General features: G+C 63.0%; 17 protein-coding genes. 6 read left to right on the forward strand and 11 right to left on the reverse strand.

Translation table 11 applies throughout. The features are described 5' to 3' along the window. The first annotated feature begins 95 nt into the window (after positions 1-95). Together USDA257_RS22010 and USDA257_RS22015 are read left to right on the forward strand one after the other, a co-directional pair. Positions 96-1,313: a lytic murein transglycosylase gene (locus USDA257_RS22010; RefSeq protein WP_014765185.1), complete on the forward strand. Its 1,218-nt coding sequence runs from the start codon at positions 96-98 to the stop codon at positions 1,311-1,313. 141 nt (positions 1,314-1,454) lie between these two features. Continuing rightward, complete coding sequence (locus USDA257_RS22015) at positions 1,455-2,393, forward strand: DMT family transporter (protein ID WP_014765186.1); 939 nt, start codon at positions 1,455-1,457, stop codon at positions 2,391-2,393. A gap of 497 nt (positions 2,394-2,890) precedes the next feature. Here USDA257_RS22015 and metF read toward each other — a convergent pair whose 3' ends face one another. From metF to USDA257_RS22035, 4 genes are all read right to left on the reverse strand, one after another. After that, positions 2,891-3,823 (reverse strand): methylenetetrahydrofolate reductase [NAD(P)H], encoded by a 933-nt coding sequence (gene metF / locus USDA257_RS22020; protein WP_014765187.1) that lies wholly within the window; start codon positions 3,821-3,823, stop codon positions 2,891-2,893. Positions 3,824-3,825: 2 nt separating this feature from the next. After that, the gene (locus USDA257_RS22025) at positions 3,826-4,845 is read right to left on the reverse strand and encodes an ArsR/SmtB family transcription factor (protein ID WP_014765188.1); all 1,020 of its coding nucleotides are present in this window, start codon (positions 4,843-4,845) and stop codon (positions 3,826-3,828) included. Positions 4,846-5,153: 308 nt separating this feature from the next. Continuing rightward, entirely contained in the window at positions 5,154-6,803 is a 1,650-nt protein-coding gene (ettA, locus tag USDA257_RS22030; RefSeq protein ID WP_014765189.1) for an energy-dependent translational throttle protein EttA, read from the reverse strand. A gap of 117 nt (positions 6,804-6,920) precedes the next feature. Further along, entirely contained in the window at positions 6,921-7,694 is a 774-nt protein-coding gene (locus tag USDA257_RS22035) for a ribonuclease T2 (RefSeq protein WP_014765190.1), read from the reverse strand. 257 nt (positions 7,695-7,951) lie between these two features. Between USDA257_RS22035 and USDA257_RS22040 the strand changes: the two genes are divergently transcribed. After that, positions 7,952-8,905, forward strand: a complete 954-nt coding sequence (locus tag USDA257_RS22040) for an alpha/beta fold hydrolase (protein ID WP_014765191.1) — start codon at positions 7,952-7,954, stop codon at positions 8,903-8,905. An 82-nt stretch (positions 8,906-8,987) separates the two neighbouring features. Next, positions 8,988-10,634 (forward strand): thiamine pyrophosphate-binding protein, encoded by a 1,647-nt coding sequence (locus USDA257_RS22045; RefSeq protein ID WP_014765192.1) that lies wholly within the window; start codon positions 8,988-8,990, stop codon positions 10,632-10,634. 87 nt (positions 10,635-10,721) lie between these two features. Here the strand turns inward: USDA257_RS22045 and USDA257_RS22050 are convergent, their stop codons facing one another. From USDA257_RS22050 to USDA257_RS22060, 3 genes are all read right to left on the reverse strand, one after another. Next, positions 10,722-10,928, reverse strand: coding sequence for a hypothetical protein (locus USDA257_RS22050; RefSeq protein ID WP_014765193.1), 207 nt, complete (start codon positions 10,926-10,928; stop codon positions 10,722-10,724). Between the two features lie 359 nt (positions 10,929-11,287). After that, entirely contained in the window at positions 11,288-11,626 is a 339-nt protein-coding gene (locus tag USDA257_RS22055; RefSeq protein ID WP_014765194.1) for a TIGR01244 family sulfur transferase, read from the reverse strand. Positions 11,627-11,699: 73 nt separating this feature from the next. Further along, positions 11,700-12,542, reverse strand: a complete 843-nt coding sequence (locus USDA257_RS22060; protein ID WP_014765195.1) for a DUF4432 family protein — start codon at positions 12,540-12,542, stop codon at positions 11,700-11,702. A gap of 249 nt (positions 12,543-12,791) precedes the next feature. Here USDA257_RS22060 and USDA257_RS22065 point away from each other — a divergent pair, with 249 nt between their 5' ends. Together USDA257_RS22065 and USDA257_RS22070 are read left to right on the forward strand one after the other, a co-directional pair. Beyond that, positions 12,792-14,249, forward strand: coding sequence for a L,D-transpeptidase family protein (locus USDA257_RS22065; RefSeq protein WP_014765196.1), 1,458 nt, complete (start codon positions 12,792-12,794; stop codon positions 14,247-14,249). A gap of 175 nt (positions 14,250-14,424) precedes the next feature. Continuing rightward, entirely contained in the window at positions 14,425-15,714 is a 1,290-nt protein-coding gene (locus tag USDA257_RS22070) for an NAD(P)/FAD-dependent oxidoreductase (protein WP_014765197.1), read from the forward strand. A gap of 69 nt (positions 15,715-15,783) precedes the next feature. On the opposite strand, the gene USDA257_RS22075 is transcribed toward USDA257_RS22070, so the two are convergent. The 4 genes from USDA257_RS22075 to USDA257_RS22090 all read right to left on the reverse strand — a co-directional run bounded on the left by USDA257_RS22075 (position 15,784) and on the right by USDA257_RS22090 (position 20,793). Further along, on the reverse strand, positions 15,784-16,500 hold the full coding sequence (locus tag USDA257_RS22075; RefSeq protein ID WP_014765198.1) for a ParA family protein: 717 nt from the start codon (positions 16,498-16,500) through the stop codon (positions 15,784-15,786). A 201-nt stretch (positions 16,501-16,701) separates the two neighbouring features. Continuing rightward, a complete protein-coding gene (locus USDA257_RS22080) occupies positions 16,702-17,847 on the reverse strand; it encodes an iron-containing alcohol dehydrogenase (protein ID WP_014765199.1) in 1,146 nt (381 codons plus the stop codon). Beyond that, positions 17,844-19,229, reverse strand: a complete 1,386-nt coding sequence (locus USDA257_RS22085) for an aldehyde dehydrogenase family protein (RefSeq protein ID WP_014765200.1) — start codon at positions 19,227-19,229, stop codon at positions 17,844-17,846. The genes USDA257_RS22080 and USDA257_RS22085 overlap by 4 nt, the downstream gene beginning before the upstream one ends. A gap of 199 nt (positions 19,230-19,428) precedes the next feature. Further along, positions 19,429-20,793, reverse strand: a complete 1,365-nt coding sequence (locus USDA257_RS22090; protein WP_014765201.1) for a glutamine synthetase family protein — start codon at positions 20,791-20,793, stop codon at positions 19,429-19,431. Positions 20,794-20,801 lie beyond the last annotated feature (8 nt).

Below are 20,801 nucleotides of genomic sequence, written 5' to 3' on the forward strand. Positions count from 1 at the left end.
CATAATGCTCTGAGAAAGCACCGGCATATTGACCTGCGACATATCGCAAGCCCGATGACTACGCCATGCCGTCCGGGCCATCGAAAGGACTTATGATGATCGACAAGGCCCGCAGCGCCCTCCTCACCCTCGGCCTGTTCGCACTCTCCAGCACCTCCGTTCTGGCGCAGACGCAAGCTCAGCCGCAGACCCCGCCGGTTCCCTGTGGTGGCGATCTCGCGACCTTCCTGGAGGGTGTCAGGGCCGAGGCGGTTGGCAAGGGCATCCCAGCGGACGCCGCGGACCGGGCGCTCGCCGGTGTTGCAGTTGACCAGAAGGTGCTGAGCCGCGACCGTGCCCAAGGTGTCTTCAAGCAGACCTTCACGGAATTCTCGAAGCGCACCGTCAGCAAGGCGCGGCTCGACATCGGTGCCCAGAAGATGAAGGAATATGCCGACGTCTTCGCCCGCGCCGAAAGTGAGTTCGGCGTGCCGGCGCCGGTGATCACCGCTTTCTGGGCCATGGAAACGGACTTCGGTGCCGTTCAGGGCGATTTCAACACCCGCAACGCCTTGGCGACGCTGGCGCATGACTGCCGCCGGCCGGAAATGTTCCGGCCGCAGCTCATTGCCGCCATCGAAATGGTACAGCACGGCGATCTGGACCCGGCGACGACCACAGGCGCCTGGGCCGGCGAGATCGGCCAGGTACAGATGCTGCCGGAGGACATCATCGCCTACGGCGTCGATGGGGATGGCGACGGCCATGTCAATCTGAAGAAGAGCGCCCCGGACGCAATCCTCACGGCGGCGAAGTTCATCCAGAGCCTTGGCTTCACGGCGGGGCAGCCCTGGATCCAGGAAGTCAGCTTACCGGATCAGCTGCCCTGGGAAAAGACGGGGCTGCAGCCGGGCACGACGGCTGGCGACTGGTTCGCTCTCGGAGTCGCGCCACGCGACGGCAACACGTCCCACAGCGCGCTCGAAGCAGCGCTGGTCCTGCCGCAGGGACGCAAGGGCGCTGCCTTCCTGACCTATCCGAACTTCAAGATCTATCTCGAATGGAACCAGTCGTTCATCTATACGACGTCGGCCGCCTACTTCGCGACCCGCCTCGCCGGTGCACCGCCCTATCAGGTCGGCAATCCGGAGCCGGGGCTTGGCGACGCGGAAATGAGGGCCTTGCAGACCAAGCTGCAGGCGCTCGGCCACAACGTCGGCAAGATCGACGGTATTCTCGGCTCCGGCACACGCACCGCGTTGCAGAAGGAGCAGTTGAAGCTCGGCCTGCCGGCCGACGGTTGGGCGACGCCGGATCTACTCCAGGCGCTCTGACGTGAATTTCGGAAGCAGGTCGATATTGCAAGAAGCGGGTGGCAACGCCCGCTTCTTCGCATTAACGCTTGCACAATCGCAAATTGCTGGATTGGATACGCACCGCGAATCCAATCCGGCTTCGATTGCAGCAGGGCCGACATGCTTTCATCCGCCAGAACCGCCACCACGCACATGACCTTACGCCTTTGGCTGCTGCTGGCGCTGCTCGGTCTAATTTGGGGCGGTTCTTTCTTTTTCGCCCGCGTCGCGGTTGCCCATGTCCCGCCCTTCACGCTCGTGTTTTTGCGCCTGAGCCTCGCCGCGATCGCCCTGCATGTTTACTTGCGCGGTAACCACGGTCTTTACCCGGCCCTCGTTAGGCGTTGGCGGGAGTTCCTGGTCATGGGCCTCATCAACAACGCCATTCCGCATGCTTTCATCTTTCTCGGCCAGACGCATATCGGCGCCGGGCTTGCTGCCATCCTGAACGCGACGACGCCGGTCTGGACGGTGCTCATTGCCAATATCGCAACCGAAGATGAGAAACTGACGACCGCCAAGATCAGCGGCTGCCTGCTCGGGCTCGCCGGCACGGTCGTGCTCATCGGTCCGAGCGCACTCGCCGGGCTCTTCGGCGCGGCGGGCGACGTGCCGCTCTGGGCGCTCGTCCTGCCGGTTCTGGCGGCCGTGAGTTATGGTTGCTCCGCCACCTACGGCAAGCGTTTTCGCAGTCTGGCACCGCCAGTGACGGCTGCCGGGCAATTGACGGCATCGACGATCGTCATGCTGCCGGTAGCGGCCTTCGCGGACATGCCCTGGACCTTGCCACTGCCGCCCCTCTCCGCCGTGCTTGCGATCCTCGGTCTGGCGCTCGTCTCCACCGCTTATGCCTATATTCTGTTCTTCCGCATCATGGCGGAAGCCGGCGCCACCAACACGTCGCTGGTTACGCTTCTGGTACCGCCAAGCGCCATTCTCCTCGGCTATCTTTTCCTCGGCGAGACGCTGCAGGCGGCGGATGTTGCCGGCATGGCCCTGATCGCAGCGGGCCTCGCAGTCCTTGATGGGCGCATTCTGCGGCCGCGCGCATCGACCTGAGGGGGAATCAAAAGAGCTGCACGGTACGGCTTTGGGACCTTCACAGACCGTTACAGACGTTTATATTAACCTTACGGCAGCAATTGTGAGTAAAATGTGGCAGGACGAATTCTGCAAATGATTCATGCGCTTAGGGCCGTGAATATTCGAAGCGGGCGAGGCGGATTTCGCAGTGCAGCACAAGATTTGCTTTCAAGCGCCGCCTTTTGGCCCTATGTTTTACCCGTCAACGCAGGGAGGATCCTATGGGACTGACACATTCGTTGAATGTCCTCATGATCAGTGCAGCGTTCGCATTCGTGGCCGTGATGCTTTTTGTCTGATGAAAGGCCGCTGAAGGTCCAAGCCGAAGGGGACTGTAACTTTCGGAAGTCCAATTTGCAGCAGAAGGGATAAGGCAGGCCGCTCTTAGAGCACCCGGTCTTGAGCTGCGATTACAGATGAGCCCATGAACGAAGTTCCGTTCATGGGCTTTTGCTTGGATCTTCGCTTCGGGCCTATGCCGTGGCAACCGCCCGGTAGGAGGATACTGTGGCGCGCTTGGCCGGTCGGCGCGCATAGCCGACCAGATCGCAGACAGCGGCGATAAGCGGCGAGCGGTTCATCGTGTAGATGTGGAAGTCGCGAACACCCCGGCGTGCGAGATCGACGATCTGTTCGGCAGCGATATGGCTTGCCTCCTTGAAGCGCTCCTCCGGCTGGTCGTCGAGATGAGCGAGCCGCGAGATGATCGCCTCGGGCACCTTTGAACCGCAAAGCCCGGCAAACCGTATGACCTGCGTGAGGTTGTTGATCGGCAGGATGCCCGGCACGACCGGGATATGCACGCCGGCGCGGCGCACGCGCTCGAGGTAACGCTCGAAATCGTCATTGTCGAAGAAGAACTGCGTGATCGCGCGGGTGGCGCCGCTGTCGACCTTGCGCTTCAGCATGTCGATGTCCGCCGCGACATCCGAGCTCTCCGGGTGCTTTTCCGGATAGGCGGAGACGGAAATCTCGAAATTGCCACGGGCACGGAGCGCCTTCACGAGCGCCGCCGAGCTTTCATAGCCGCCTGCGAAGGGCTGGTAGGCACTTCCGATGCCCCCCTGGGGGTCGCCCCTCAGTGCCACGAAATGCCGGACACCGCAGGCGACGAACTCGTCGATGACCGCATCGACTTCGGTCTTTGGCGCGCCGACGCAGGTGAGGTGCGCTGCCGTGTTCTGCAGACCCATCTCCCCGATCATGCGCTTGACCGTCGTCAGCGAATGCGCCTTGGTCGAACCGCCGGCGCCATAGGTCACGGTCTGAAATGCCGGCGCAAAGATCGAGAGATCCGCCACCGTCTGGAAGAGCTGGACTTCCATCTCTTCGTTTTTCGGCGGGAAGTACTCGAAAGATAGTCTGAGATTGCCGCGCTCCGCGGGATAAAGCGTCCGTGCGTTCATTCTCAAACTCCCCCTGCATGCAGGCGCTGGCGCGGCAAATCGGCCACGTCGGCCACCCGCTGGTCGCGCGCCAGCCATATCGTAACCGTCAGTTTTCCCTCCTCCCCGCCTTCCGGGGCAAGGTCTGTCGTCTTCTCGAGCATCAGGCCCGCCTTCTCCAGCCAGTCGGTCATCGTCTGGCGCGCAAACCCCAGACGGGCGTGAGCATGCTCATTGCGCAGATATTCGAGACCGTGCGGAGCGAAATCGATGATGACGAGCCGCCCTCCCGGCATGAGCATGCGCGCCGCCTCGGCAATCGCCGCCTCCGGGTCCTCCAGGAAGTGCAGCACCTGATGGATCGTCACGAGATCGAAGGACTGGCCATCGAGCGGCAGGTTGAAAATGTCGCCGTGGCGGATCGAAGCCTTGGTGATGCCGGCCCTGTCGAGATTGGAACGCGCCACCGCCAGCATGTCGCGGCTGGCGTCGACGCCGATGCCGCGCCGGTAGAGCCCCTCGAAGAGCTGCAGGATGCGCCCTGTGCCGGTGCCAAGATCGAGCAGGCTGTCGACCGGCTCGTCGCCGACCATCGTCTTCAGGGCCGTCTCGACGTCGCCTTCACTGACATGCAGGCGCCTGAGTTCGTCCCACTCGGCCGCATTGCGGCTGAAATAGGCCTGGGCCTTCTCGGCGCGCGCCTTCTTCAAGGTCGCAAGACGCGTCGAATCCCTGGCAAGGATCGCATCGTCCAGTGCCGCTGCGGCAAGAAGTTCACGAACGAGCGCAACGCGTCCACCCTCCTGCCGCAGACGGAAATAGGCCCAGGCGCCTTCCTGGTAGCGATCGATCAGGGCCACTTCGGCAAGCAGCTTCAGATGCCGGGAAATGCGTGGCTGCGACTGACCGAGAATTTCGGTAAGATCGGTAACGGTGAGGTCGCCGGCCGCAAGGAGCGCCAGAAGACGCATGCGCGTCGGCTCGCCCGCCGCCTTCAAGACGTCGACCAACGCATCCAAGCCAAGTGATCCAACGGTTGCCATTGCCGACCCTCATCAACACATAAAGATATGTTTATGTAATTTACGGGCGTCGCGCAAGCGAGATTTGCGCGGAAAGGCAAGGAGATGGCGTGGAAAGACATGGAAGCGGGCGGACCTTGCGATCCGCCCGCACAAATTTTCTGACGGATGCGGCCGCCTTCGAGATCATGGCGGCTGCCTGACATGAACCTCGGACCCACGCAGGTGCGTTGCCCCCCAAACCCGTTCGGCGGCGTGCCCAGCCTGAGCCGTGAACACCCCCTCACGCGCACCCGCCGTTTCTAGCTCAGCGTCGCCGCGAAGGCTGGTTACCGGGTCAGGCGCTTGTAGGTTACCCGCTTCGGGTTGACCGAGTCCGGGCCGAGGCGGCGGATTTTGTCCTTCTCGTAGTCCTCGAAGTTGCCTTCGAACCACTCGACATGGCTATCACCCTCGAAGGACAGGATGTGGGTCGCCAGGCGGTCGAGGAACATACGGTCGTGGCTGATGATGACCGCGCAGCCGGCGAAGTTTTCGAGCGCATCCTCGAGTGCCGCCAGCGTTTCGGTGTCGAGGTCGTTGGTCGGCTCGTCGAGCAGGATGACGTTGCCGCCGGCCTTCAGCATCTTGGCGAGATGCACCCGGTTGCGCTGACCGCCCGAGAGCGTGCCGACCTTCTGCTGCTGGTCACCGCCCTTGAAGTTGAAGGACGAGCAATAGGCCCGTGAATTCACCTCGTGCTTGCCGAGCTTGATGATGTCGTTGCCGCCGGAGATTTCCTCCCATACCGTCTTGTTGCCGTCGAGGGCATCGCGGCTCTGGTCGACATAGCCGAGCTGCACGCTCTCGCCGATGCGGAACGCGCCCTCTTCGGGCTGCTCTTGGCCGGTGATCATCCGGAAGAGCGTCGTCTTGCCGGCGCCGTTCGGGCCGATGACGCCGACGATACCGCCCGGTGGCAGCTTGAAGCTCAGCCCTTCGATCAGCAGCTGGTCGTCATACCCCTTGGAAATATTCTCCGCTTCGATGACCACCTGGCCGAGCCGTTCGCCGACCGGAATAATGATCTGGGCGTCGCCCGGACGCCGGTCGGCCGCTGCCTTGACCAGCTCGTCATAGGCGCGGATACGCGCCTTGGACTTGGCCTGCCGGGCTTTGGGGCTTGAGGCGATCCACTCCTGCTCGCGGCTGATGGCCTTCTGGCGGGTCGCCTCTTCACGGCCTTCCTGAGTCATGCGCTTGGATTTTGCCTGCAGATAGGCGGAATAGTTGCCCTCATAAGGAATGCCGCGGCCGCGATCGAGCTCGAGAATCCAACCGGTGACGTTATCGAGGAAGTAGCGATCGTGCGTGATCATCAGCACGGCGCCCGGATATTCGCGCAGGTGCTTTTCGAGCCAGGCGATCGTCTCGGCGTCGAGATGGTTCGTCGGTTCGTCGAGCAGCAACAGGTCCGGCTGCGCCAGCAGCAGCTTGCAGAGCGCGACGCGGCGCTTCTCACCGCCCGACAGGTTGGTGACCTCGGCGTCGCCCGGCGGGCAACGCAGCGCGTCCATTGCCATCTCAACCTGGCTGTCGAGGTCCCAGAGGTTCTGGCTGTCGATGATGTCCTGGAGCTTCGCGCCCTCTTCCGCCGTCTCGTCGGAATAGTTCATCATCAGTTCGTTGTAGCGGTCGATGATCGCCTTCTTCGCAGCCACCCCTTCCATGACGTTCTCTAGCACGTTCTTCTGCGCATCGAGTTGAGGCTCCTGCGGCAGATAGCCGACCGTCGCGCCCTCGGCGACCCAGGCCTCGCCGGTATATTCGTGGTCGAGCCCGGCCATGATCCTGAGAACGGTCGACTTACCGGCGCCGTTGGGGCCGAGAATGCCGATCTTGGCGTCCGGGTAGAACGACAGATGGATGTTCTCCAGGACCTTCTTGTTGCCATAGGCCTTGTTGAGCCCGGCCATGTGATAGATGAACTGACGTGCCATAAAGGAATGCTCCGCATCGGAAGGAAAATTTGCCCGCTATGTAGGCGAATTATGGTGGCGGGGCAATCGCCAAAGGCCTGCCCCGCGCCGTTCCTTCGTTGCGATGAGGCCTTCCGCTCAGCCTCGTCCGGCTGCGTCGGCGATCCCCTTGGCGCATTTGAACTCGGTCGGCCCGGCCGCTTTCATCAGGCTTCCAAGGTCCGCCCTGTCAGAGAGATCACCGGAAAGTCCGATGGTCAGTCCGGTGATCACGCTGCGGCCGTCGACGGTCTGGCAGCGCATGCGTACCCGGTCGCCAGCCCCCGCCCCGAAACTCTGGTCGAAGGCCGCTTTGATCTGCAGCTCGCCGATCTCCGAACCGATCTTGTCGGCAAAGAGGGCTCTCACTGCCGATCCGTTCAGCTGGTCGAGAAGACGCAACTGCAGCGAGAAATATGCTTCCGCATTCTCGGTCTGGCAGGTGCCGCTGCGCAGCCATTGGTGCCGGTCGAGGCCGGACTTTACTCCCGGCATGGCGACGAGCAGACGCGCTGCGGTCTCGTCCGCCATGGCGAGCTTCGGCAGGTCGAGCCAATCGCCCTTGCGGTCTTGCGCCTTCAGCTCCGCCTCCACGCCGCAATAGCTCTTCTTCAAAGGCCAAAGGCCGTGAAGCGAAAAATGCGTGGCATCGAACCGCTCGGACGTCTGGTCGACGCCTTCCTTGCGCGTCGGCCGCGTCTCGCAAAAGCCCGGCTGCCAGCTGACCGCCAGCACATATTGCGTCGTCCCGATTGCCGGCGCCGTCTTCGCCTCTTCACCCGGCGCCTCCTCCGCTGCGGCGAGGGACGACAGCCCCAAACCCAGAGCAAGCGTTGCAACTCTCACCACCTGTATCATAGCCCGCACTGCCATATTGGCCTCCAGCAAAACAAAACAAGAACAAAATATCAACAAAAGCGGGAAACTTGCAACCCCCAATATATCTCTCCGGATTCGTTCTGATCTCATGCGCAAGAAGCAACAAGCAGCGATTGCCTTTGCCAGCCAAATCGATTTGATATCTCGCGGAGTGTTCGGCGCACTGGAGTCTCCCGCCCTGTCAATGAGCAAGGGCTGCCTCAACTTGGCGAGCGCATTCAGGCCTGGCGATTTGTATGGGAGTGAGGCACATGTTCGGGCAACTAAGGACGCTTCAGAGCCCGACAGGCGCGACGCTCGGCTGGCGCCACTGGCCGGTTTGCGATGCAGCGGAGGGCATCCTGCTGATCAGCCACGGGCTGGCCGAACATTCCGGCCGCTACGCCCGCTTTGCCGAAACCATGGCCAGGCATGGATTCCATGTCTATGCACACGACCATCGCGGCCACGGCGAGAGCCGCGCGCCGGATGCGCAGCTTGGTCTATTCTCCCAGCGCGGCGGCTTCGAAAAGGTGATCGCTGATCTGCGCCACATGCGCGAGATGGCCGTTACCAATCATCCCGGCCTGCCGATAGTACTTTTCGGCCATTCGATGGGCGGACTGATCGCCCTCAACGCCGCCGAGAGCGACCCAGAACTCTATGACGCTCTGGCCGTCTGGAATTCCAACTTCCGCCCTGGTCTCGCCGGCCGAGGCGCCCTGGCGATCCTTGCGATCGAGCGGATGCTGAAGGGCTCGGACGTTCCAAGCCCGCTGCTGTCGAAGCTCACCTTCGGTGCGTGGAGCAAGGCCATTGCCGACCGGAAGACGGATTTCGACTGGCTGTCGCGCGACCAGGATGAAGTTTCCAAATATGTCGCCGATCCGCTTTGCGGCTTTGATGCCAGCGTGTCGCTCTGGATCGACGTTTTCGAACTTGCCTTTGCCGGCGCGCGGTCCGACCGGCTTGCCCGTTTGCCCGCGAAGCTGCCGGTCCATCTGGTCGGTGGTAGCGCCGATCCTTCAACCATGAACGGCGACGCCATCGGCTGGCTCGGCCGACGCATGAAGGCGCGCGGCATGACAGATGTGACGGTCACGATCTACCAGGGGATGCGCCACGAGACGCTCAACGAAATCGGCCGCGAGACCGCGACGGAAGACTTCGTCCGCTGGTGCCTGGAAGCCGTCGGCGCGGAAAGCCGCGCAATCGAACGAATGTGACATAGATCGTCCGGTCCGACCTTGATGGTGGCGCGCGGCGATCTGAACTCGGAATGAAAGAAACGCATTGGGAGGTGCTGACATGAAAACGGGTGGGCAACTGGTGGTGGAGGCGCTGGTCGCAAACGGTGTGAGACGCATCTCCTGCGTGCCGGGCGAAAGCTATCTGGCCGTGTTGGATGCGCTCTACGACACCGACATCGACGTCGTCGTCTGCCGCCAGGAAGGCGGTGCGGCGATGATGGCGGACACATGGGGCCGGCTGACCGGCGAACCGGGCATCTGCATGGTCACGCGCGGCCCCGGCGCCACCAATGCCTCGGCCGGGCTCCATGTCGCCCGCCAAGATTCGATCCCGATGATCCTCTTCATCGGCCAGGTGCAGCGCGACGCCCGCGAACGCGAGGCCTTCCAGGAGATCGAGTATCGCCGCGCCCTGACGGAGGTCGCAAAATGGGTGGGCGAGATCGACGACCCGGCGCGCATACCGGAATTCGTGACGCGCGCCTTTGCCGTCGCGACCTCCGGCCGGCCCGGGCCGGTGGTGTTGACGCTGCCCGAAGACATGCTGACCGAGAGCGCCGAAGCCCCTGCCGCACGCGTCTACCAGCCGGTCGAGAGCCATCCGGGATCCAGCCAGATCGCCCGGTTTTCCGCGCTCCTCGCGGACGCGAAGCGGCCGATCGCTATTCTCGGCGGCACCCGCTGGTCGGCCGAAGGCGTTGCCGATTTCCAGCAGTTCGCCGAACGCTGGCATCTACCCGTCGGCTGCTCCTTCCGCCGTCAGATGCTCTTCGATCACCTCAACCCGATGTATGCGGGCGACGTCGGAATCGGCGTCAATCCGGCCTTGGCGAAGGAAATCAAGGAGGCCGACCTCATCCTGCTTCTGGGCGGCCGCCTCTCGGAAATGCCCTCCTCCTCCTACACCCTCGTCGACGTGCCCTATCCGAAGCAGACGCTGGTGCATGTTCATCCCGATCCGTCGGAACTCGGCCGCGTCTATCGGCCGGATCTCGCCATCGCCGCGAGTCCCCGCGATTTCGTCGCCGCCCTCGCCGAGGTCGAACCCGCCGGCACGCCGGCCTGGGCGCAACGCACGGCCGCCATGCACGAGACCTATCTCAAATGGTCGACACCACCGGAAACGGGACCGGGCGACGTGCAGATGGGCCCGATCATGAACTGGATCGAGGCGAATACGGCGCCGGACACGATCTTCACCAACGGCGCCGGCAACTACGCCACCTGGCTGCATCGCTTCCACCGCTTCCGCCGCTACGGCACTCAGGCCGCGCCGGCCTCCGGCTCGATGGGCTACGGCCTGCCGGCGGCGGTGGCAGCAAAACACATCCATCGCGACCGCGAGGTCATCTGCTTTGCGGGTGACGGCTGCTTCCTGATGCATGGCCAGGAATTCGCCACAGCGATCCGCTACGGCCTGCCGATCATCGTGCTTGTCATCAACAACGGGATCTATGGCACGATCCGCATGCATCAGGAGCGGGATTATCCCGGCCGTGTCAGCGCCACGGACCTGACGAATCCGGATTTTGCTGCACTTGCCCGCGCCTATGGCGGCCATGGCGAGACAGTCGAGCGCACCGAAGAATTCGCCGATGCCTTCCTCAGGGCGCGCGCCAGCGGCAAACCGACGATCATCGAGATCAAGCTCGACCCGGAGGCGATCACGCCGACGCGCACGCTGAGCGAAATTCGCAATGGCTGAGGGGGGAGCAAACGGTCAAAGCCGGAACTCCGCAGAGCGTCTCGGCGCGGATGCGCCGTGGCTCGCCGAAGGCAAGCTCGTCGCTCCTTAGATTGTCCGGATCATCTCCCACATCTGGCCCGGCTCTCTGATGCCGCTCTGATAGAGCTTGACAATCCTCCTGGCGAGTTGGTCGGCCTCCTCGCTGCCGAACGATAGGTTGCGTTCCTCCAGCGCCCTGGTGAGAACGCCTTCAAGGATCGCGACGTGGCCGGGAAGGATGGGGTAGTCTCGAAAACTGTTGAAGGGATCCATGGCCGATCTCCTCTCTACTGCATGTTTCCTTACGTCGAGGCCGATCTAAGGTCAGCAGTTCAACGCGCTGCAGGTCTGCCCCTTGAGACGCTCTACGCGCGCTCGAAGGGACTGCGAGCACCAAACAACCATACGACGGGGGCAACAACGGCGTCAGAAACGCGAAAGCGCGCTTGTTTGGGCCAAGCGCGCTCCAAGCGATCGATCATTTGAGGGTTGCCGGCACCCTCGATCGAACAAATGAATTATAGCACCAATGCCGACGGCCAACAACAAAATGCGGCGGTTCGAGCTGCACGGGCTCCGCTATTCCTTTGCGGCATAACGCGGAGCGATCGATCGGCGGCGGACACGCCGTCTCAGCTGCGAATGTGCTGCGTCTGCTGGTAGACAGCCGTCGAGCGAGCGCCGGAACGGCAATAGCCGAGCATCGGGCGCTGAAATTCGTCGAGCGCGTCGACCATGCGGGTCACCGCGTCGGCCGTCACGCCCATCGGACCGACCGGGATATGAGCAATGTCCAGGCCGAGCTCCTGGGCGCGCGCGGCGATCGCGTCGAAGGTCGGCTGGTCGGGAGCCTCGAAATCCGGACGGTGGCAGACGATGGACTTGAAGCCGAGCGCCTTGATCTGATCGAGGTCTTCGACCGCGATCTGGCCGGAGACCGAGTATTCATCGTTGATCTGGCGAATGTCCATGATGTCGTTTCCTCACGAGTATTCTGGCCTTTGTGTAGGCTCCGCGTCCGGCGGCGTCAATCGCCAAGCACGTTCAGCCCACCCGGAAGGAGAGCGCATAATCGCGCGACTGACCGGGCGCGATCAGATCGAGTTCGCCGCCTGCCGAGAGATCGACACGCTTGGCAAGACGGTGCGATGCCGGCTCGATGCTGATGACATTCGCCCTGCCGCGTTGGCAGCGCCACATCTGCAGGAAAGGCAGCGTGGTGGTCAGGAACCGCACATGGAGGCCGCGTCCTTGAAGCCCTGGCAGCGCAGACAGCGACACCTCCGCCCATCGGTCGTCGCCGGCTACCGCAGTTCGACAGAAATGTGCGCTCTCCCCTTCGTCGAACCACCAGCCCAGCGAGCCGCCCTCCAGCGAAGCGCTTTCGATCCGGGTCTCATCTCCAAGCAACCGGCCGGCGATGTTCATATGGTACATCATCATCGGCGCGAAGGCGGAAGCGCCGATATTGACGACGCGGTCCTCGAGCATCACGCCCTGCCCATTCCCATCGACTTGCCAAACCCGCTCGATCGCCGCCCTGCCGCCGCAGGCGAGGTCGACTTCCGTGACCGCCGAGCAGCGCAACCCATCGGGAGACATTTCCGTTCGACTGACCGGCGTGCCGGCGAGCGACCCATGCAAGGGATAGCGCACACGGTCGCCACGCCCCTCGATCGGCTCCGGATGGCGTATGTGATCGGGACCGCAGGTGAAAAGAAAGCCTGAAAGTGCACGTTCGATCCGCGGGTCGCCGTCGGAGGGGATCGCGTCGCCCGGCGACAGGTCGATGCCGGCGGTGACGAAGGCAGCGATGTCGAGCGCCGAGGAGCGGTCAAACAGGAGATGGCCGTCGACGCCGTTATCGGCGCTGAAGTTGGTGTGCATTCTCGTCTACGGCCCCGCCCCCAGAATCAGGATGACGAGGGCATGATAGCGCAGAGCCCTCCCCTTGTGCGCCGATCCGTCAAATTGAACCATCCAAGAGGAAAAACGTTATGAATTCAAGGCGGTCGAACCGCAAGCGGCGTCTACCGGAAGCAGCGGCTGTTGCAACGGCGGGAAGGCTCGCTTAATTAGAATTTAAGGGACCGTTCATGATGAATTCATTTTTTTCACATTAACGTCGGAATCGGTATGTACCGCCGCAAAGCAACCACCATGAAAACAGGTTCTCTCGTGTCAGCGACCCGCACCGGCCTTTCGCTTTTTGCCGCACTCGGCCTTCTGGCCGTGGAGCTCGTGCCCGCCCGCGCCCAGGACGGCTACGGAGGCTATGGGGGAGACGGCGATGTGATGCTGGTTACGCCCGAGGGCGACATTCTCGACTATATGCCCGGACCGGACGAAGTTCGCGCGGTGCGCGATCGCCGCGGCCGCACGGTGCTCGTGGACCCTTGGGGCAATATCGTCGCCACGGTCGTGCCGAATGACGGCTACGGCGTGCGGCGGCGCGAATACGGGGACGACGGCTATTCCAATCGCCGCGACCGCGGCTACGGCTATTCCGAGCCGGGCGAGTTCACCGGCACCGTGCCGGATTATCGCGACGCTACGCCTGCCCCGGTGGAGCGCGAAGAGCTTCCGAACAGCCTCCCCTCCCTCTCCGAGGGCGAGCAGGCAGCCTATGATCCGCAATACCAGGACCCGCTGAGCCAGCCGATGCCGCCGGCGATCGAGATGAAGGGCAAGTCGCGCGCCGAAATTACCGCCCTTCAGGTTTTCCTCGACCGCGAAGGCTTCTCGCCGGGCGTGATCGACGGCAAGATGGGCTCGAATGTCACCAAGGCGCTTGAGGCTTGGCAGCAGGCGACCGGCGAGAAACTCGACCCCAACAATACCGAGGACATTCTCGAACGGCTGCGCTTCAACGGCGGCCTACCGATCACGACCTACACGATCACTCCTGCCGATGCCGCCGGCCCCTACGTTGCCTCGATCCCTGAAGACTATGCCCACAAGGCGCAGCTTCCGCATCTTTCATTCACGTCCACCGCCGAGATGCTCGGCGAGAAATTCCACATGGACGAGGGTTATCTGCGCGAACTCAATCCGGGCGTCGATTTCTCCATTCCGGGCACCACGATCAAGGTCATAAACCCCGGCTCGAACAAAGCGGGCAAGGTAACGCGGATCATCGCCGACAAGGGCCGCAAGCAGGTGCTTGCCTATGACGAGGCGGGCAAGCTTGTTGCCGCCTACCCAGCGACCATCGGTTCGGCCGATACGCCCTCGCCGTCCGGCACGGTTTCGGTCGAGCGAATCGCCTTCAATCCGGGTTACACCTACAATCCGAAGATCAATTTCCAGCAGGGCGCGAACGACAGGATCCTGCAATTGCAGCCGGGGCCGAACGGGCCGGTGGGCACCGTCTGGATTGCGCTGTCGCGGCCGACCTATGGCATTCACGGGACGCCGGATCCGTCGAAGATCGGCAAGACCCAGAGCCACGGCTGCATCCGGCTCACCAATTGGGACGCGACCGAGCTTGGCAAGATGGTGAGCACCGGTGTCACCGTCGAGTTCGTCGACGAGCCTGGGGCGCCGATTTCGGCGGATATGTCGGACCCTTATCAATCGGAACCCTATCAATAAGTCGCCTACAGCCTGAGTTAGACGAAGCCGCGGGAGAGCGCTTGCCCGACTTCTTGCGCTGCGCCCGCCATTGTCGGCCCTTCATGACCTCATGATACATTGTCATGAAAAACTTTGCTTCGATGGTTCTATCAAAGGCAAGGAACCCTCAATCACCGCAAAGGAAGGTCCGCGAATGGCGACGGAGCGCCCTCTTCCCAATCTCTGGCACGCAACGGCTCCAGCCGCTCCCGAAACCGGTCCGCTCGACGGTGACCTGACGAGCGATGTGGCGATCATCGGCGGCGGCTTCACCGGCCTTTCGGCCGCCCTGCATCTGGCAGAAATGGGCGTAAATGCCGTGGTAATCGAGGCGCGCATGATCGGCTTCGGCGGCTCGGGCCGCAATGTCGGCTTGGTCAATGCCGGCATGTGGGTGAAACCCGATGATCTCATTGCCACGCTCGGCGCGCAGGCCGGGGGTCGCTTGCTCAACGAGCTCGGCGATGGCCCCTCGCTCGTCTATGACCTTGTCGCCCGGCATGGCATCCAGTGCGAAGCGGTGCGCAATGGGACGCTGCATATGGCCGTTGGAGCCGATGGCGTGAAGGACATCCAGGAGCGCGAGGCGCAATGGAAAAAGCGCGGCGCGCCCGTGGAGGTCCTTTCGGCCGAGAAGGCACAGGCACTTTCCGGTGCTGAAGGCTTTGCCGGCGCACTGCTCGACCGGCGGGCCGGCACGATCCAGCCGCTCGCCTATGCGCGTGGACTGGCACGCGCGGCACTGGCCGCAGGGGCCCAGATCTTCACGGAGACGCCACTCGTTGCCGCCGAGCGTCGCGGCGACGCCTGGAAGCTGACGGCCGGCCGAGGCACGCTTACGGCCCGGCATGTCATCGTCGCCACCGAGGCCTATGGAGCGCTCATCGACGGTGCACCGTGGAGGACGCAGACGCAGGAACTCACGGTCCTTCCCTACTTTCAGTTCGCGACCAATCCGCTGCCGGACCATGTCGCCGGCCGAATTCTCCCCGAGCGCCAAGGCGCCTGGGACACGGGCCTCGTCATGACCTCATTCCGCATGGACCAGCAGAACCGGCTGATCTTCGGGTCGATCGGCCGCCTCGACGCGATGGCCGCCGGCACGCACCGCGCCTTTGCCGCACGCTCGGTCCGCAAGCTTTTTCCATTTATCGGCGATTTTCGCTTCGAATATTGGTGGGACGGCCGAATCGGCATGACCACCAACAACCTGCCGGTCATGCATGTGCTCGCGCCTAACGTCGTTTCCATCAGCGGCTACAACGGCCGCGGCATCGCCCCCGGCACCGTCTTCGGCCGCGCCCTCGCCCGCCATGTCACGGGCGACAGCTCGGCGATCCCGCTCGCCGAGACCCCGATCACGCCGGACCCTTGGCGTAACCTGAAATCCGCCTTCTATCACGCCGGCGCCCAGGCCAAGCATCTCATCGACCGGCGCTTCTAGATCTAGAAGAATTTCGACCGGAATGACGAAGGTCAGTTCCGGTCGGCCTTGGGAGGCATTCAGTGTAATTCAAGCGGCGCGCGGCAAGGCCCAGCGCAGGCGTGACATCACGACATGCCGTGCCGACACCGGGAGCAGCGCTTGCACCTCGCCGGCTAGAGCGAAGGCGTTCTCGCGGGCCTTGTCGAGGTTGCTGACACGGCCTGCGTCCATCGTCTGCAAGGTGCCGCCGCATTCGAAGATTTCACGATAGGCGGCGCGTTCGATGATCGGCGTATCGAGGACCGAAACGCCGCGCGAAGCAAGCAAAGCCTTGATCGCCTGCAGCGCTCGCGTCGTCACCAGTGAGTTGACGCGCGTCAGGACCACCGAGTGATTGATGCGCACTCTTGCCTTCTGTTCGATCTGGCGAATGAGTTCCAGGATCTGGACCGCGCCGCGCGCGTCCATGGCACAGCCCTGAACCGGGATCAGCACCTGGTCGGAAAGCCCGAGCGCCAGCGCAACGATCGCGTCCTTTGCGCCGGCAAGGTCGATCACGATGTAGTCGGCCTCGCCCTTGAGCTCGCGGATATGACAGGGAAGCGACGCGGGCGTGATATGCGAGATCACCTCTAGATTGGCGATTTGGCCGGAAATCTCCGACCAGCTGGTGATCCACTTCTGCGGATCGGCATCCAGGATCACCACACGGTTGCCCTGACGGGCTAGTTCCGTCGCCAGGATCAGGGCAGCCGTCGTCTTGCCGGCGCCGCCCTTTGCGTTGGCCAAAGTAATGACCGCCATCTTACCACCTCGTTCTCTCAGTGCCCTGTCGCCTCGGCGTCGGGGCAGGTTCGATTAAGAGAACCTTTCAGAACATGGTTAACAAAATGGAAATTTTGGTCGGCAAAGATTAACCGGTCAGCCCGGCGAGTGACCGCGTCCGCACAAAAAAGCCCGGGAAATCAACGTCTCCCGGGCTTTCGAAAAAATTAATGCGATGGCTCAGATGCACTCCGCAAAGAGCGTCTTCGCCGCGTCCAGCGTCAGTTCAACCGGATTGGCGCCGGCCGTCGGATCAACGATCGCCATCTCGGCCATCTCGTCGACGCGCTCGGTGCCGACGCCGAGTGCCGCGAGCTTTTCGGGGACGCCGAGTTCCTCGCGCAGTTGCAGCACATAGTCGTAAAAGCCGTCGAACCCGCCGGCAATGCCGAGATAGGCCGCCGCACGGGCGATCTTCTCCTCGATCGCAGGGCGGTTGAAACGCAACACCGGCGGCATCACGACGGCATTGGTCATGCCGTGGTGGGTATTGTAGATCGCCCCGACCGGATGCGAGAGCGAATGGATCGCGCCGAGGCCCTTCTGGAAGGCGACGGCGCCCATCGCTGCCGCACTCATCATATTGGCGCGCGCCTCGATGTCCGTGCCGTCCCTGTAGGCGCGCGGCAGGTATTCCTTGACGAGCCGCATGCCCTCGAGCGCGATGCCGGCCGACATCGGATGATAGAAGGGCGAGGAATAGGCCTCGAGGCAATGGGCAAAGGCATCCATGCCGGTGCCTGCGGTGATGACCTTCGGCATGCCGACCGTCAGCTCCGGGTCGCAGATCGTCACGGCCGGCAGGAATTTCGGGTGGAAGATCACCTTCTTCACGTGGCTCGCCGAATTGGTGATGACGCTGGCCCGTCCCACCTCGGAGCCGGTGCCGGCGGTCGTCGGCACGGCGACGATCGGCGCGATGCCCGCGACGCTGGCGCGCGTCCACCAGTCGCCGATGTCTTCGAAATCCCAGACGGGCCGCGTCTGGCCGGCCATGAAGGCGACGCATTTGCCGAGGTCGAGACCCGAGCCGCCGCCGAAGGCAACGACACCGTCATGACCACCATCCTTGAACGCCTTGATCCCGGCCTCGAGGTTGACGTCGTTCGGGTTCGGATCGACGTCAGCGAAGATGGCGCGCCCGACGCCGCCTGCTTCCAGGATATCCAGCGCATTCTGCGTGATCGCCATCGGCGCAAGCCCGCGGTCGGTGATCAGCAAGGGCTTCTGCATGCCGGCGGCCCTGCAGTGGTCGGCAAGCTCCTTGATGCGGCCGGCGCCGAACTTGATGGCGGTCGGGTAGCTCCAGTTGGCGGTGATCGTCATGCTGTGACTTTCTTCAGATGGTAGGATTTCGGACGGGTGAGATTGTGGAAGCCGAGGAGCGAGAGCGAGCCGCCGCGGCCCGTCTCCTTCACCCCGGTCCAGCAAAGCGCCGGGTCGAGATAGTCGGCGCGATTCATGAAGACCGTGCCGGTTTCGAGTTCGCGGCCGATCCGGGCGGCGCGCTCGGCATCCTTTGTCCAGAGCGAGACGGTGAGGCCGTATTGACTGTCATTCATCAGTTCAATCGCCTCGGCATCGCTTTTCACCTTCATGATGCCGACAGCGGGACCGAAGGTTTCCTCGCGCATGAATTCCATCGAGTGATCGACATCTACGAGAACCTGCGGCGCGAGATAGGCACCGCCATCATCCTGCGGGAAGAGTTTCGGATCGATCAGCGCCTTGGCGCCCTTCGAAACCGCGTCGGCGATCTGGTTGCGCACGGTCGCGGCGAAACGCTTGTTCGCCATCGGGCCGAGAGTCGTTTCCGGGTCGAGCGGGTTGCCGAGCTTGTAATTGGAAACCCAGGCGACGGATTTCTCGACGAAGGCGTCGTAGAGCGACTCATGCACGTAGATGCGCTCGATGCCGCAGCAGCACTGGCCGGAATTGTAGGTGGCGCCGTCCATCAGCGTGTCGACGGCGGCATCGAGATCGGCGTCCGCCATCACGTAGCCGGGATCCTTGCCGCCAAGCTCGAGGCCGAGGCCGGTAAAGGTGCCGGCCGCCGCGCGCTCGATCGAGCGCCCGCCTTCGACCGAGCCGGTGAAATTGATGAAGTCGAAGCTCCTCGCGGCAATCAGCGCCGCCGTCGTATCGTGGTCCAGGAAAAGGTTCTGGAAGACGTCCGCCGGCACGCCCGCCTCGACGAAGGCTCGCACCATGCGCTCGCCGACGAGGATCGTCTGGCTAGCATGCTTGAGGATCACCGTGTTGCCGGCCATCAGCGCCGGCGCGACCGTGTTGATCGCCGTCATATAGGGATAGTTCCAGGGCGCGATGACGAAGACGACGCCATGCGGCTCGCGCTCGATGCGCCGCTCGAAGCGGTCGCTCTCCTCGACGACAAGCGGCTTCAGCGCGTCGGCCGCGATCGAGGCCACATAGTTCGAGCGCTCGTTGAAGCCCTTGAACTCGCCGCCATAACGCACCGGCCGGCCCATCTGCCAGGCAAGTTCCGGCACCACCTCGTCGACCATCTCATTGAGCCGCGCGACGCCGGCGAGCACCAGTTTGACGCGCTCGTCGAGCGGCCGCTTTGCCCAGCTTTTCTGTGCAAGCCGCGCCTGCGCCACCGCCTGCTTGGCAAGCTCCAGAGGCATGGCCGCGCGTTCGGCATAGACCTCGCCATTGACTGGCGAAATGCATCTGATCATCGTCATGATCGTTTTCCTGTTTCTGCTTTCAATTAAACCTTCACCTTCCCCTCCCCAACCCCTCCCCACAAGGGGGAGGGACTTACGGGCGGCATCGCCTCGCCGAACGCAACGTTTCCACAGTTGGCGGCGGCTCGGGCCAGCGAAGACGGGGCGGCAACGGGAGCCCCTCCCCCTTGTGGGGGGGGTGGGGAGAGGTCGTGCCCTATGCTCGTTCGAACCCCCGCGCCACCTCCCAATCGGTGACGCGCCGGTCGTATTCCTCCTGCTCCCACCGGGCGGCGCGAGTATAGTGGTCGATGACCTCTTCGCCGAACGCCTCACGCAACATCTTGGACTCCGTCAGGGCGTCGGTTGCCGCCCTGAGCGTATGCGGAATTTCGCGCACGTCCTTGCCGTGATAGGCATCGCCGACGAAGGGCGCTTCGAGCTCCAGCTTGTTCTCGATGCCGGAAATGCCGGCCGCGATCAAAGCAGCGAAGGCGAGATAGGGGTTAAGGTCGGACCCGCCGACTCGGCATTCGATGCGGATCGCCTTGGTTTCGTCGCCGCAAAGGCGATAGCCGGCGGTGCGGTTGTCCTTGCTCCAGATCGCTTTCGTCGGCGCAAATGTCCCGGCCATGAAGCGCTTGTAGGAATTGATGTAAGGCGCCAGGAAATAGGTGATCTCGCTCGCATGGGCGAGCAATCCGGCCACGTAGTGCCGCATCAGCTCGGACATGCCGTAACGCCCTTCCTTGTCGTAGAATAGCGGCGTCTTGCCGTCGAGGCTCCACAGAGATTGGTGGACGTGCGACGAGGACCCCGCGGCGGAATAGTTCCATTTGGCGAGGAAGGTGATCGCCTTGCCGCGCGACCAGGCAATCTCCTTGCAGCCATTCTTGATGATGGCGTGACGGTCGGCCATCGTCAGCGCGTCAGAGTAGCGGACGTTGATCTCCTCCTGGCCGGCGGAGGCTTCCCCCTTGGAATTCTCGACCGGAATGTCCGCACCCTGGAGGCCGTTGCGGATCGCCCGCATCACGTCTTCTTCCTTGGTGGTCTGGAAGATGTGATAGTCCTCGTTGTAGCCGCTGGCGAGCTGCAGGTCGCGGTAGCCGGACAGGCGCGCATCTTCGTAGGACTGATCGAACAGGAAGAATTCGAGCTCACTCGCCATGAAGGCTTTGAGGCCCATGGCCTCGAGCCGCGCGATCTGCTTCTTGAGGATGGCACGCGGCGAATGCGGCACCTCCTCATGGGTATGGTGATCGAGAACGTCGCAGAGGACCAGCGCCGTGCCCTCGAGCCAGGGAATGCGCCGAAGCGTCCCAAGATCCGGCTTCATCGTGTAGTCGCCGTAGCCCTTCTCCCAGCTCGTCGCCTTGTAGCCGGGCACGGTCTCCATCTCCATGTCGGTCGCCAGCAGATAGTTGCAGCTATGCGTTTCCTTCCAGGCGCTGTCGACGAAATATTGCGCGTGAAAGCGCTTGCCCATCAGGCGGCCCTGCATGTCCACCTGGCAGGCGAGCACCGTATCGATGCGGCCGGCGGCGACATCTTCCTTCAGTTCCTCGAACGAGTAGCTCATGAAAGTCA

The sequence above is a fragment of the Sinorhizobium fredii USDA 257 genome (assembly GCF_000265205.3).
GTDB lineage: Bacteria > Pseudomonadota > Alphaproteobacteria > Rhizobiales > Rhizobiaceae > Sinorhizobium > Sinorhizobium fredii_B.